This window comes from Sphingobium sp. WR1 (genome assembly GCF_059693745.1).
The window spans coordinates 125,318-138,085 of the sequence record NZ_JCATID010000016.1 but is presented as its reverse complement, the minus strand read 5'-3'; the positions used below and the strand labels follow the sequence as shown (position 1 = coordinate 138,085).

Below are 12,768 nucleotides of genomic sequence, written 5' to 3'. Positions count from 1 at the left end.
CTGCGCTTGATCGATGAGCGCGCGTCCGGTCAGCTTCGCTACCGTCGAACTACACCATCACCCGGGGCACGACCGCGATCGGCATGAGAATCGGCCAATTCGCACGACCAATGACGGTATGAACTTCAGCGCTGTGACCCGCTTATGACCCTTGGTCCCGGCCCCGCCCGCCACTACAAAGAGGAACCATGCCCCATTTCTCCACCGCCGCGATCGTTTGCGCCGTGCGTCCGCATGGCGAACATGGCGCGATCGCGCGGCTGCTGACGCCGGACCATGGCCTGACGCCCGGCTATGTGCGCGGCGGGCGGTCGCGGGCGATGCGGCCGGTGCTGCTGCCGGGCAATGTCGTGAAGGCGGAATTTCGCGCCCGCACCGAGGAACAGCTGGCCGGGCTGACCGTCGAACTGGCGCACAGCCGCGCGCCGCTCCATGCCGAACCCTTGCCCGCCGCCGCGATCGACTGGAGCTGCGCGCTGACCGCCGCCGCGCTGCCGGAGGGCACGCCCTATCCGGCGCTGCACCAGGCGCTGGAAGGGCTGCTCGACGCGGTGGAAGCCGCGCCGGCGGCACGCGGCTGGGCGGTGGCGCTGGTCCGCTACGAACTGCTGCTGCTCGCCGAAATGGGCTTCGGCCTCGACCTGACCCGCTGCGCCGCGCTGGGGCAGCCCGGCGATCTTGCTTATGTCAGCCCGCGCAGCGCGGCGGCCGTCAGCCGGGCGGCGGCGGTCGGCTATGAAAACCGGCTCCTCCTGCTGCCGCCCTTCCTGCTTGAAGGCGGCATGGGCGACTGGTCCCAGATTTTGGACGGATTGCGCCTGACCGGCTTCTTCCTCGAACGTTCGGTGCTGACCGACCGCCGCGCCGATGTGCTGGCGGCGCGGGAGCGGCTGGTGGAGCGGCTCAAAAGAGCGGTTGCCTAAAGCGGGTTCGTTCTGCAAAGGCCTGCGCCAACCATGCGCCCTTTTCTTTCAAATATGGGCGGCCGAACGACAAGTAAGGAATGACAGCCATGTTGATCGCCCTGTTCCCCGGAGATGGTATCGGCCCCGAGATCGTTGCACAGGCGAAGCGCGTGCTCGATGCGCTGGCGATCGACGGCCTCATTTATGAGGAAGGCCTGGTCGGCGGCGCGGCCTATAAGGCGGTCGGCCATCCGCTGCCGCCCGAGACGCTGGGCATCGCGAAGCGCGCCGACGCGATCCTGTTCGGCGCGGTGGGCGATCCCGACTGCGACTCGCTGGAGCGCCACCTGCGCCCCGAACAGGCGATATTGGGCCTGCGCAAGGAACTGGGCCTCTTCTCCAACCTGCGCCCGGCCAGGGTCTTCCCCGAACTGGCGCATGAATCGGCGCTCAAGCCCGAAGTCGCCGGCTCGATCGATCTGCTGATCGTCCGCGAAACCAATGGCGACGTCTATTTCGGCGAAAAGGGCTTCCGCACCACCGTCGACGGCCTGCGCGAAGGCTATGACATCATGTCCTACAATGAAGCCGAGGTGCGCCGCATCGCCCATTCCGGTTTCCAGGCGGCCCGCGCCCGGCGCGGCAAGCTCTGCTCGGTAGACAAGGCCAATGTGCTGGAAACCAGCCAGCTCTGGCGCGACGTGGTGATCGAAGTGTCGGCCGACTATCCCGATGTGGCGCTCAGCCATATGTATGTCGACAATGCCGCGATGCAGTTGGTGCGCAATCCCGGTCAGTTCGACGTCATCGTCACCGGCAATCTGTTCGGCGACATCCTCTCGGATCAGGCGAGCATGTGCGTCGGCTCGATCGGCATGCTGGCGTCGGCGACGCTCAACGGCAGCGGGCAGGGCCTTTATGAACCGATCCACGGCTCCGCGCCCGACATTGCCGGGCAGGGCAAGGCCAATCCGCTGGCGACGATCCTGTCGGCGGCGATGATGCTGCGCTATTCGCTGAACCTGCCGCAGCAGGCCGATCGGATCGAGGCGGCGGTGGCGAAGGCGCTGGCGGGCGGCGCGCGCTCGCCGGACCTTGGCGGCGCGATGAACACGGTGGCGATGGGCGACGCGGTTCTGGCCGCGCTCTGACCGTCCCTCGGTTCGTCGCACAAGCGGCGGAAAGATTTAAGTTTTGCGGCCCCATGCCGATTTAATCGAAAAATGGGGTCGCACTATATGTTGAACGATGTGAGGCGGGATCATGACGGTCTGCGCCTGTTGATGCGGGAGTTCGCGCAGTTTCTGGCGAAGGCCTGCGCGAAGGACATGCCGGACGTCGCCCGGCGCCGGATCGCCTTTTCGCAGGCGTTCCGCGCGCATATGGGGCGGGAAGAGGCGATGGTGCAGGATTTGCGCCGCCGTCCGATGACGCCGGAGGCGACGCAGGTCGTGCGCGAACATAGCCGGGCGATGGTCGCGCTGTTCCTGCGCTACAGCGACCATGTGAAGGACTGGACCCCGGCGCGGATCGCCGCCGACTGGACCGGCTATCGCGGCGCGGTGCTGGACCTGCAAAAGGGCCTTCATGACCGGATGGCGTGGGAGGAAAAGCATCTCCATCCGTTGCTGACCGCCCCGGATCGCAAGGCGGCCTGAGCGGTCCAATCCGGGCGTATCGGTCCTGTCCTATGCTGCGCCCGGTCGATAGGGGCGGCAGGATGACCGATCTCTCGCTCGCCTCGCTTCGTTCCGCCGCCGCCATGGTCCATGCCCAGCTGCCGCCGACCCCGCAATATGCCTGGCCGCTGCTGGCCGGGCGGACCGGCTGCGACCTGTGGGTGAAGCATGAGAATCACACCCCCACCGGCGCGTTCAAGGTGCGCGGCGCGATCACCTATATCGACTGGCTGCGCGCGACCCATCCGCATGTGAAGGGCATCATCACCGCCACCCGCGGCAATCATGGCCAGGCGCAGGCGCGCGCGGCAAGGGCGGCGGGCCTGTCCGTGACCATCGTCGTCCCCCATGGCAATGCGCTGGAGAAAAATGCGGCGATGCGCGCCTTCGGGGCCACCCTCATCGAACATGGCCATGATTTCGACAGCGCCAAGGCGGAGGCGCTGCGCCTGTCGCAGGAACAGGGGCTGTTCATGGTCCCCGCCTATCATGGCGAACTGGTGCGCGGTGTGGCGAGCTATGGCCTTGAACTGTTCGACGCGGTGCCGGACCTCGACAGCGTCTATGTGCCCGTAGGCTGCGGGTCGGGCCTGTGCGGCACGATCGCGGCGCGCGATGCGCTGGGCCTGACTACGAAGATCGTGGGCGTCGTCTCCGCCCATGTCGACGCGGCCAAGCGGTCGTTCGAAGCCGGGCGACTCATCTCCAGCCCCACCGCCTACACCTTTGCCGATGGCGTCGCCGTCTGCACTCCGGTCCAGGCCGCGCTCGATTATTTCGGGCCGCGCGCCGACCGCTTCGTCGCCGTGACCGATGATGAAGTGGCGCAGGCGATCCGCATCTATTGGGAGGATACGCACAATCTGGCCGAAGGCGCGGGCGCGGTTGCGCTGGCGGCGCTGCTTCAGGAAAAAGAGGCGATGCGCGGCAAGAAGGTTGCGGTAATCCTGTCGGGCGGTAATGGCGACAGGAGCCAGATGGCCGAGATATTGGGCGGGGCCACCCCGCGGGTAGAATTGCGGAAGGCGATATGAAGCGGAAGAGCGGGCAGAACCCTGAGATCACCAGGAACTGGAAGCCGGCGACGCTGGCCGTCCGGGGCGGCACGGCCCGCACCGAATATGGCGAGACGTCGGAGGCTTTGTTCCTGACCAGCGGCTATTGCTACGACCGGGCGGAGGACGCCGCCGCGCGCTTCGCCGGCGAACAGGTCGGCATGACCTATAGCCGCCTCCAGAACCCGACCGTCGAGATGCTGGAACAGCGCATCGCTCTACTGGAAGGCGCCGAAGCCTGCCGCGCCACCGCCACCGGCATGGCGGCGATGACGGCGGCTCTGCTGTGCCAGCTTTCCGCCGGCGACCATGTCGTGGCAGCCAAGGCGGCCTTCGGTTCCTGCCGCTGGCTGGTCGACACGCTGCTGCCCAAATTCGGTATCGCGACGACCACGATCGACGGCGCCGATGTCGCGGCGTGGGAAGCGGCGGTGCAGCCCAATACCAAGGTCTTCTTCTTCGAAACCCCCGCCAATCCGACCATGGACGTTGTGGATATCGCCGCTGTCTGCGCCATCGCCAAGGCGCGCGGCATCACCACCGTCGTCGACAATGCCTTCGCCTCGCCCGCGCTCCAGCGGCCGATGGAGTATGGTGCCGACGTCGTCGCCTATAGCGCGACCAAGATGATGGACGGGCAGGGCCGCGTGCTCGCCGGGGCCGTGTGCGGCACGCGCGACTGGATCGACAATGTCCTGCTGCCCTTCCACCGGAACACCGGCCCGACGCTCAGCGCCTTCAACGCCTGGGTCGTGCTCAAGGGGCTGGAGACGCTGGACCTGCGCATCCGCCGCCAGAGCGAGAATGCGCTGAAGGTCGCGCATTTTCTCGAAACCCGTCTGCCCAGGATTCTCTATCCCGGCCTCGAAAGCCATCCGCAACATGCGCTGGCGATGCGGCAGATGGAGGCGGCCGGGCCGATCTTCTCCCTCTATGTCGGCGGCGGTCGGGCGGAGGCGCATGGCCTGCTCAACGCGCTGGAGCTGGTCGACATCAGCAACAATATCGGCGATTCGCGTTCGCTGATGACCCACCCCGCCTCCACCACCCATTTCGGCATGGCGGAAGAAGCCCGGCTGGAAGTCGGCATCACCGAGGACATGCTGCGCCTCAATGTCGGGCTGGAGGATGCGGACGATGTCATCGCCGATTTCGACCAGGCGCTGCGCGCGATAGGCCGTTGACGGATAGCAGGGAAAGGGCGCATTTCTGAACCATGACGACCACCTTTGCGCTCTTCCCCTTCCACGCGACGACGCGCGATATCGGCGTGCATGTGGCGGTCACATATCTGCCCGAACAGTCGGAGCCGGACCGGGGCCGCTGGTTCTGGGCCTATCATATCCGGATCGAGAATCTGGGCGACCAGCCGGTCCAGCTTCTGACCCGCCACTGGATCATCACCGACGGGCGCGGGGCGCAGCACCGGGTCGATGGCGACGGCGTGGTGGGCGAACAGCCGGTGGTGCAGCCGGGGAAAAGCTATGACTATGTTTCGGGTTGCCCGCTCAACACGCCGACCGGATCGATGCAGGGCAGCTATCGCATGATCGGCGTCAGCGGCGAGACGTTCGAGGTGTCCATTCCCCATTTCGCCCTCATCGCGCCGGCGGTGGCCGAATGAAGCGCACCCATTTGCCGCTCAATGGCCTGCGCGTGCTGGACGCGGCGGCGCGGCATTTGTCCTTCACCCGCGCGGCTGACGAACTGGCGGTGACGCCGGCGGCCGTGGGGCAACAGATTCGCGCGCTGGAAGATATGCTGGGCGTGGTCCTGTTCCGCCGCACGCCCAAGGGGCTGGAACTGACGCCGGAGACGGAGGCGGGCCTCGACGCGCTGCGCGCCGGTTTCCTGGAGTTCGAGGAAGCGGTCCGCGCGATGCAGGCGGGCCAGTCGAGCCATGCGTTGACCATCGCCGCGCCGCGCGACATCACGGCGAAATGGCTCCAGCCGCGCCTCGCCGCCTATGCCGCCGGTCAGCCCGATCTCAGCTTCCAGCTGATCGCCGCCGACGAGGCGCTCGATTTCACCGAGGCCAATCTGGATATCGCCCTGCGCCTGACCGACGGGGCGGGCGAGCATGAAGGCGTCAAGATCGGCGAGGCCGCCTATGTCACGGTGGAGGCGGCGGGGGGCGGTCCCGACCATCGCATCGACTGGCCCGGTTGCCCGGCCGGGGACAGGCCCGCAACGATCCGCGTCGCCGACGGGGGCCTGGCGATCGAGGCGGCGGTGAGCGGCTTTGGCCGCGCGCGGGTGCCGCTGCTGCTGGCGCAGGCGGACCTTGCCGCGGGCCGGGTGCGGCAGGTGGGCGACACCAGCCCGACCCTGCTCGCCTATTGGCTGATCGCGCCATTGCCGCAATGGCGACAGAAGAAGGTCAAGACGCTGGTCGAGGCGCTGACGGCTTAGGCGTTGTCTGTATTCAGCTGACGTCGATGCGATCGGCTTGCCGTTGCGGATCCACAGCTTCGCCAATCGACTGTAGGCTCTACAAGGAGCGCCACAGGGTCATATGCTTCTTCAACAAACTCAAACGCTTCCGTAGGATCGCTCTCCGATGCGAAAATACGCTCACCGCCTTCATGGGCTTCGTCCATCTTGCCCGGGTAGCGCGCTCTAACCGATCTCGTCGGCGCGCAGGCGCCGCAGCTTGGGGGCGGTCTGGAGCTGCGCCGCATCCTTGATGCCGACCCGCAGATCTTCGCGCATCTGGTGGATGGAGGCGATGACCGGCCCCATCGCAACGCCCAGGTCCACGAGCGCCGTCTCCGCCAGTTGCAGCGAGCTTTCCAGCGTTTCGGGCACCGCATCGCTCGCGCCGGCCTTGTAGAGCTGCGCGGCATGATCCGTGTCGCGGGCGCGGGCGATGATCGGCAGGTCGGGCACCCATCCGCGCACCCGCTGGGTCACGCGCACCGACAGCACCGGATCGTCCATCGTCAGGATCAGCGCGCGAGCATGGCCGAGGCGCAGCTTGTCGAGCATTTCCACGCGGGCGACGTCGCCGAACAGAATCGGATAGCCGCTCCGCCGCGCCTCCGCGACGACATCGGGATCGGATTCGACGACGATGAAGCGCTGATTATGGGTGCGCAGCAGATCGCACACCATCCGTCCGACGCGGCCGAAACCGATGACGACGGCGGCCGCCTCCGTCTGTTCCTGCTCGGTTTCGATCCGCTCCTCGCCCAGCGCCATTTCGAGCCGGCGGGCGATATCATGGCCGACCCGCGCAAGCAGCGGCGTGATGGTGAGGCCGATGGCGGTCACGATCTGCCAGAAGGCGGCGGTCGACGGCAGGATCAAGTTGGCCGCCGCGGCGGTCGACAACACGATCAGGGTCGTTTCCGACGGGCTGGACATCAGCACGCCGACCTCCAGCGCCACCCCCTTGCGCGCGCCGGAAATATAGAGAAGCGCGCCGGTGACGAGCGTCTTGGCGAGGACGACGCCGACGACGGCCAGCAACAGGCTTTCCCAATTGGCCAGGATGACGCGGATGTCGAGGCTCATGCCCACGGTGATCAGGAAGACGCCGAGCGCCAGCCCCTTGAAGGGCGCGGTCATCACCTCGACCTCGCCATGATAGTCGGTTTCGGCGATGAGCAGCCCGGCGAGCAGAGCGCCGACGATCGGTGACAGGCCGGCGATGGAGGTCGCCATGCTGGAGACGATCACCACCAGCAGGCTGGCGGCGAGGAAGACCTCCGGGCTTTTGGTCCGCGCCGCCTGGCTGAAGACATGCGGCAGGAACAGGCGGCCCAGCACCAGCATGATCGCGATCGTGATCCCGCCCTTGAGCAGGGTATTGGCCATTTCGCCCCAGGCGCCTTCAGGTCCGGCGGCGACGGACGGCGCGAGCGCGCCCAGCATGAAGATGATGGGGACGAGCGCCAGATCCTCGAACAACAGCATCGAGAAGGCCGCGCGGCCCACGGCGCTTCGGGTGCCGACCATCGGCAGCACCACGGCGGTGGAGGATAGCGCGAGCGCCAGGCCCAGCCCGATCGCGCCGGCGGTCGGTTGGCCCAACAGATAGAGACCCGCGGCGATCAGCAGGCCGCTGCCGATCAGTTCGGTCGCGCCCACGCCGAACACCTGCGTCCGCATTGACCACAGGCGGCGGAAGCTCAATTCCAGCCCGATCGAGAAAAGCAGCAGGATGACGCCCAGTTCGGCAAATGGCTCGATCGCTTCCCGGTTGGAAATGGTGACATGGTAGAGCCACGGATATTGGCCGACCAGCGCGCCCAGGCCGGCCGGCCCAACCGCCAGGCCCACCAGAATGAACCCGATCACCGGGCTGATGCGGAAACGGGCGAAACCGGGAATGACAAGACCCGCCGCCCCCAGGATGACGAGGGAGTCGCTGAAACTATTGGGATTGATCGCGCCGGCCATGACGGCATCATCGCGGCTAGGACGCTGAATTTCCAGCCCTGCGCAAGAAAAAGGCGCGAATTTCCGATCCGGCCTGCCATGTTGGAAGGCAGCCGGAATGGCGTGTCGCGGGCCGCGACGCACAGGGGCGCGTTAGCCTGAAGGAAAAGCGCCAAAATTCAGCCTGGTGCGGACGGCGGGACTTGAACCCGCAATTCCAGGGGAAGGCGGATTTTAAGTCCGCTGCGTCTACCGATTTCGCCACGTCCGCCCGAAACCTTCAGGGCCTGCTTCCCCTGAAGGTTGGGAAGGACGAGGTCAAGCGTCGGTTGCGGATTCGCCTGTGGCGTTCAGCCGTTCGCGCATTTCCTTGCCCGGCTTGAAATAGGGCACGCGCTTGGCGGACACCGGCACCTGTTCGCCGGTGCGCGGGTTGCGGCCCGTGCGTGCGTCGCGCGCGCGGGTCGTGAAGGCGCCGAAGCCGCGCAATTCCACGCGACCACCCGTTGCCAGTCGATCGACGATTTCCTTGAAGAAAAGATCGACGATCCTTTCCACCTCCGGGACGGTCAGTTCCGGATTTTCGTCGGTGAGCTTTTGAATCAATTCTGAACGGATCATTGGTTCGCCAGCGCCCCTCTGCAGCTGTTCCCCTCTATATTTCATACAGCTTTTGCAAGAAGTTGGCAATCGGGGTGCGCGAGATCGTTTCGGAACGTCAAGAATAGAAAAAGCCCGCCGGAACCAACGTTCCGGCGGGCTTTTCAGAGGTAATCCCTAAGGAGATCAGCCTTCGTTCTTGGCCTTGAGCGCTTCGCCCAGAATGTCGCCCAGCGACGCGCCGCTGTCCGACGAGCCGTACTGCGCAACCGCCTGCTTCTCTTCGGCGATCTGCATCGCCTTGATCGAGAAGGTCGGCTTCTTGGCGCGGTCGAAACCAGTCACCATCGCATCGAACTTCTGGCCGATCTGGAAGCGTTCCGAACGCTGTTCGTCGCGGTCGCGACCCAGGTCGCTGCGCTTGATGAAGCCGGTGGCGCCATCGTCGCCAGCCTGGACTTCCAGGCCGCCGTCGCGGACTTCCAGAACCGTCACGGTGACGATCGCGTTCTTGTTCAGGCCGGCAGCAGCAGCCGAAGTGCCGCCAGCGGCCGGGCCGCCACGCTCAAGCTGCTTCATGCCGAGGCTGATGCGCTCCTTCTCGACGTCGATGTCGAGAACGACGGCCTGAACCGTCTCGCCCTTGCGGTGCAGAGCCAGCGCGTCCTCGCCCGAAATGCCCCAGGCGATGTCCGACATATGGACCATGCCGTCCACGTCGCCGTCCAGGCCGATGAACAGGCCGAATTCGGTCGCATTCTTGACTTCGCCCTCGACGGTCGAGCCGATCGGGTGACGTTCGGCGAAGCTGTCCCAGGGGTTGTTCTGGGCCTGCTTGAGGCCGAGCGAGATGCGGCGCTTTTCGGGATCGACTTCCAGAACCAGAACTTCGACTTCCTGGCTGGTCGAAACGATCTTGCCGGGGTGGACGTTCTTCTTGGTCCAGGACATTTCCGAAACGTGGACCAGGCCTTCGATGCCGGCTTCCAGTTCGACGAACGCACCATATTCGGTGATGTTCGTGACGCGGCCCGACAGCTTGGCGCCGACGGGATACTTGGCCGAAGCGCCTTCCCACGGATCGCTTTCCAGCTGCTTCATGCCCAGGCTGATGCGCTGGGTGTCGCGGTTGATGCGGATGATCTGGACACGGACGGTATCGCCGATGTTGATCATCTCGTTCGGGTGGTTGATGCGCTTGTAGCTGAGGTCGGTGACGTGCAGCAGGCCGTCGATGCCGCCCAGGTCGACGAACGCACCATAGTCGGTGATGTTCTTGACGACGCCTTCGATGATCTGGCCTTCGGCCAGCGTCTGGATGAGGCCGCTGCGCTGTTCGGCGCGGGTTTCTTCCAGGATGGCGCGGCGCGACACGACGATGTTGCCGCGGCGGCGATCCATCTTGAGGATCTGGAAGGGCTGCGGAATGTCCATCAGCGGGGTGACGTCACGGACGGGGCGGATGTCGACCTGCGAACCGGGCAGGAAGGCCACGGCGCCGTCGAGGTCGACGGTGAAGCCACCCTTGACGCGGCCGAAGATGACGCCTTCGACGCGGGCGCTCTCGGTGAACTCGCTTTCCAGCTTGTCCCAGGCGGCTTCGCGGCGGGCGCGGTCGCGCGACAGCATGGCTTCGCCATGGGCGTTTTCGACGCGGTCGACATAGACTTCAACTTCGTCGCCGACCTTCAGGTCAGCCTTCTGGCCGGGCATCGCGAATTCGCGCAGCGGCACGCGGCCTTCCGACTTCAGACCTACGTCGATGACGGCCAGGTCGTTTTCGATGGCGGTAACGGTGCCCTTGACGACGCGGCCTTCGAAGCCGCCGTCCTCGCCACCGAGGGAATCATTGAGAAGCGCGGCGAAATCGTCGCGCGAGGGAAATGCCACAGAGGCCATATAGTGTCCTTCACTCGTCATTGCTGGCCAATCGGTTGTGTCCGATGGTCTTTGGCCAAAGCATGTACAGGGCCGAATACCCTGAACATATCCAGGGGTTTAGGCGTTGGAACGCTCGGCCGTGAAAAGCGAAAAGGGCGCCCGGAACAACCGCGCGCCTTATCGGGTCGCTCCTCAGGGGCGACCTTCAAGCTGGGCGTCCACAAGCGCGATGGCCCGCTGGACGGCGGCGTCTATAGTCAAATTCGACGTATCTAGCAAGTCCGCGCCCTGCGCTAGCTTGAGTGGTGCATGGTCGCGGCTCATGTCGCGCGTATCGCGGGCCTGGATGTCGGCGATCAGGCTGTCCATGTCGGGATGGCCGCCATGCGACAAAGCGTCCTTGTAACGGCGTTCGGCGCGGACATGGACGCTGGCGGTCACGAAGATCTTGGCGTCGGCGTCGGGTGCGATTACGGTGCCGATATCGCGCCCGTCGAGGATGGCGCCGCCGGGCTGGGTGGCGAAATCGCGCTGGCGCTGAACCAGCGCGTCGCGCACGCTCTGATGCACGGACACGCGCGAGGCGAGGCTGCCGACCGCTTCGCTGCGGAGCGCGGTGTCGGCCAGGATCGAATCGTCGAAATCGCAGGCGGCCAGCGCGTCGGCTTCATGATCCGGGTCGCCGCCCTGCTTGAGGACCGACAGGCCGACCGCGCGGTAGAGCAGGCCGGTGTCCAGCACGGGCAGGCCGTAATGCCGGCCCAGCGCCTTGGCGATGGTGCCTTTGCCCGATGCAGCGGGGCCGTCGACCGCGATGATCATGCGACGGCTCCGAGCGACTGGAGCAACGGCAGGAAGGTCGGGAAGCTGGTCGCCACTGGGCGCATGTCGTCGATGGTGACGCCGTCCTTCGACACCAGCCCGGCGACAGCGAAGCTCATGGCGATGCGATGATCAAGTTTGGTCGCGATCGGGCCGCCGCCGGCGAGGGGCGCGCCGCCGCTGCCCTCGATGATGATGCCGTCTTCCAGTTCTTCGACATGTACGCCGATGGCGCGCAGCCCTTCGGCCATGGTGGCGATGCGGTCTGATTCCTTGACGCGCAATTCCTCCAGGCCGCGGAAGACGCTGCGCCCTTCCGCGAGCGCGGCGGCGATGAAGGCGACGGGATATTCGTCGATCATGCTGGGCGCGCGTGCCGGATCGGGTTCCACCCCCTTGAGCGCGGAGGCGGTGACGACAAGGTCGCCGACCGGTTCGCCGCCGACTTCGCGGGCATTGCTCACTTCGATCGACCCGCCCATTTCGCGCAGCAGGTCGATCAGGCCCGCGCGTGTAGCATTGAGGCCGACATTGGCGATCGTCACCTTCGATCCCGGGACCAGCAGCGCGGCGACCACCGGAAAGGCGGCGGACGACGGGTCGCCCGGCACGACGATCTGCTGAGGCTTCAGTTCCGCCTCGCCGACGAGGGTGATGATGCGGGTGCCGTCCGCCTCAACCTCGACATTCAGGTCCGCGCCGAAGCCCTTGAGCATTCGTTCGCTATGGTCGCGGGTCGGGATCGGCTCGACGATGCGGGTGACGCCGGGCGTGTTGAGGCCCGCGAGCAGGATCGCCGACTTCACCTGCGCCGACGCGACCGGGAGGCGATAGTCGAGCGGCACGGCGGGACAGGCGCCCTTCATGGTGAGCGGCAGGCGCTCTCCAGGGCTGGCGGTAAAGCTGGCGCCCATGCGGGCCAGGGGTTCGGTCACGCGCGCCATGGGACGCTTGCTCAGGGAGGCGTCGCCGGTGAAGGTCGCGGTCAGGTCGTGGCTGGCGAGCAGGCCCATCAGCAGCCGGGTAGAGGTGCCGCTATTGCCCATGTCGAGCGCGGTCTGCGGCTGGAGCAGTCCGCCGACGCCGACGCCATGGATATGCCAGATGCCGTCCTCGTCGCGGCTGATGTCCGCGCCCATCGCGCGCATGGCGGCGGCTGTGGCGAGCACATCCTCGCCCTCCAACAGGCCTTCGACGCGGCTTTCGCCTACGGTCAGGGCGGACAGCATCAGCGACCGGTGGGAAATGCTCTTGTCGCCCGGCACGGTCACGCTGCCGGACAGGGCCGGCGCGGCGGTGAAGGTTTTGGGGGCGGGAATATCGCTATGCTGGGTCACGGGGTATCCGATGTCTTGGAACCGAAAAAATGCGTGCGGCTTTTGACAGCGCGGTTTCGCTATGGCAAGGCGCCCGACGTTTCGCGGGCGACATCCGTCGCGCCGC

General features: G+C 66.1%; 12 protein-coding genes, 1 tRNA gene and 1 pseudogene. 8 read left to right on the top strand and 6 right to left on the bottom strand.

Annotated elements, in window-relative coordinates; all coding sequences use genetic code 11:
- The first annotated feature begins 188 nt into the window (after positions 1-188).
- The 8 genes and pseudogenes from recO to AC58EF_RS18165 form a co-directional block, all read left to right on the top strand.
- The gene (recO, locus tag AC58EF_RS18200) at positions 189-923 is read left to right on the top strand and encodes a DNA repair protein RecO (RefSeq protein WP_497277754.1); all 735 of its coding nucleotides are present in this window, start codon (positions 189-191) and stop codon (positions 921-923) included.
- Positions 924-1,012: 89 nt separating this feature from the next.
- Positions 1,013-2,056: a 3-isopropylmalate dehydrogenase gene (gene leuB / locus AC58EF_RS18195; protein ID WP_497277753.1), complete on the top strand. Its 1,044-nt coding sequence runs from the start codon at positions 1,013-1,015 to the stop codon at positions 2,054-2,056.
- 72 nt (positions 2,057-2,128) lie between these two features.
- The gene (locus AC58EF_RS18190) at positions 2,129-2,563 is read left to right on the top strand and encodes a hypothetical protein (RefSeq protein ID WP_497277752.1); all 435 of its coding nucleotides are present in this window, start codon (positions 2,129-2,131) and stop codon (positions 2,561-2,563) included.
- 62 nt (positions 2,564-2,625) lie between these two features.
- The gene (locus tag AC58EF_RS18185) at positions 2,626-3,618 is read left to right on the top strand and encodes a threonine dehydratase (protein ID WP_497277751.1); all 993 of its coding nucleotides are present in this window, start codon (positions 2,626-2,628) and stop codon (positions 3,616-3,618) included.
- A complete protein-coding gene (locus AC58EF_RS18180) occupies positions 3,615-4,823 on the top strand; it encodes a trans-sulfuration enzyme family protein (protein WP_497277750.1) in 1,209 nt (402 codons plus the stop codon). Before AC58EF_RS18185 ends, AC58EF_RS18180 begins: the two co-directional genes overlap by 4 nt.
- A gap of 32 nt (positions 4,824-4,855) precedes the next feature.
- Positions 4,856-5,263 carry a Co2+/Mg2+ efflux facilitator ApaG/CorD gene (gene apaG, locus AC58EF_RS18175; RefSeq protein ID WP_497277749.1) on the top strand — a complete coding sequence of 136 codons (408 nt, stop codon included), beginning with the start codon at positions 4,856-4,858 and terminating at the stop codon, positions 5,261-5,263.
- Positions 5,260-6,051 carry a LysR family transcriptional regulator gene (locus AC58EF_RS18170; RefSeq protein WP_497277748.1) on the top strand — a complete coding sequence of 264 codons (792 nt, stop codon included), beginning with the start codon at positions 5,260-5,262 and terminating at the stop codon, positions 6,049-6,051. Before apaG ends, AC58EF_RS18170 begins: the two co-directional genes overlap by 4 nt.
- A gap of 65 nt (positions 6,052-6,116) precedes the next feature.
- Positions 6,117-6,245 (top strand): annotated as a pseudogene (locus AC58EF_RS18165) (IS5-like element IS711 family transposase); the annotation flags it as partial.
- A 13-nt stretch (positions 6,246-6,258) separates the two neighbouring features.
- Here AC58EF_RS18165 and AC58EF_RS18160 read toward each other — a convergent pair.
- The 6 genes from AC58EF_RS18160 to aroA all read right to left on the bottom strand — a co-directional run bounded on the left by AC58EF_RS18160 (position 6,259) and on the right by aroA (position 12,662).
- Positions 6,259-8,043, bottom strand: a complete 1,785-nt coding sequence (locus AC58EF_RS18160) for a cation:proton antiporter domain-containing protein (protein WP_497277747.1) — start codon at positions 8,041-8,043, stop codon at positions 6,259-6,261.
- 164 nt (positions 8,044-8,207) lie between these two features.
- A tRNA-Leu gene (locus AC58EF_RS18155) sits at positions 8,208-8,293 on the bottom strand.
- Between the two features lie 47 nt (positions 8,294-8,340).
- On the bottom strand, positions 8,341-8,643 hold the full coding sequence (locus AC58EF_RS18150) for an integration host factor subunit beta (protein WP_497277746.1): 303 nt from the start codon (positions 8,641-8,643) through the stop codon (positions 8,341-8,343).
- 165 nt (positions 8,644-8,808) lie between these two features.
- Positions 8,809-10,521: a 30S ribosomal protein S1 gene (rpsA, locus tag AC58EF_RS18145; protein ID WP_497277745.1), complete on the bottom strand. Its 1,713-nt coding sequence runs from the start codon at positions 10,519-10,521 to the stop codon at positions 8,809-8,811.
- Between the two features lie 174 nt (positions 10,522-10,695).
- Complete coding sequence (cmk, locus tag AC58EF_RS18140; RefSeq protein WP_497277744.1) at positions 10,696-11,325, bottom strand: (d)CMP kinase; 630 nt, start codon at positions 11,323-11,325, stop codon at positions 10,696-10,698.
- Positions 11,322-12,662 carry a 3-phosphoshikimate 1-carboxyvinyltransferase gene (gene aroA / locus AC58EF_RS18135; RefSeq protein ID WP_497277743.1) on the bottom strand — a complete coding sequence of 447 codons (1,341 nt, stop codon included), beginning with the start codon at positions 12,660-12,662 and terminating at the stop codon, positions 11,322-11,324. Before aroA ends, cmk begins: the two co-directional genes overlap by 4 nt.
- Positions 12,663-12,768 lie beyond the last annotated feature (106 nt).

Excerpts from the sequence above, each read along its gene's own strand:
- recO (WP_497277754.1), top strand. The coding sequence starts at position 189 with ATGCCCCATTTCTCCACCGCCGCGATCGTTTGCGCCGTGCGTCCGCAT.
- leuB (WP_497277753.1), top strand. The coding sequence starts at position 1,013 with ATGTTGATCGCCCTGTTCCCCGGAGATGGTATCGGCCCCGAGATCGTT.
- AC58EF_RS18190 (WP_497277752.1), top strand. The coding sequence starts at position 2,129 with ATGGGGTCGCACTATATGTTGAACGATGTGAGGCGGGATCATGACGGT.
- AC58EF_RS18185 (WP_497277751.1), top strand. The coding sequence starts at position 2,626 with ATGACCGATCTCTCGCTCGCCTCGCTTCGTTCCGCCGCCGCCATGGTC.
- AC58EF_RS18180 (WP_497277750.1), top strand. The coding sequence starts at position 3,615 with ATGAAGCGGAAGAGCGGGCAGAACCCTGAGATCACCAGGAACTGGAAG.
- apaG (WP_497277749.1), top strand. The coding sequence starts at position 4,856 with ATGACGACCACCTTTGCGCTCTTCCCCTTCCACGCGACGACGCGCGAT.
- AC58EF_RS18170 (WP_497277748.1), top strand. The coding sequence starts at position 5,260 with ATGAAGCGCACCCATTTGCCGCTCAATGGCCTGCGCGTGCTGGACGCG.
- AC58EF_RS18160 (WP_497277747.1), bottom strand. The coding sequence starts at position 8,043 with ATGGCCGGCGCGATCAATCCCAATAGTTTCAGCGACTCCCTCGTCATC.
- AC58EF_RS18150 (WP_497277746.1), bottom strand. The coding sequence starts at position 8,643 with ATGATCCGTTCAGAATTGATTCAAAAGCTCACCGACGAAAATCCGGAA.
- rpsA (WP_497277745.1), bottom strand. The coding sequence starts at position 10,521 with ATGGCCTCTGTGGCATTTCCCTCGCGCGACGATTTCGCCGCGCTTCTC.
- cmk (WP_497277744.1), bottom strand. The coding sequence starts at position 11,325 with ATGATCATCGCGGTCGACGGCCCCGCTGCATCGGGCAAAGGCACCATC.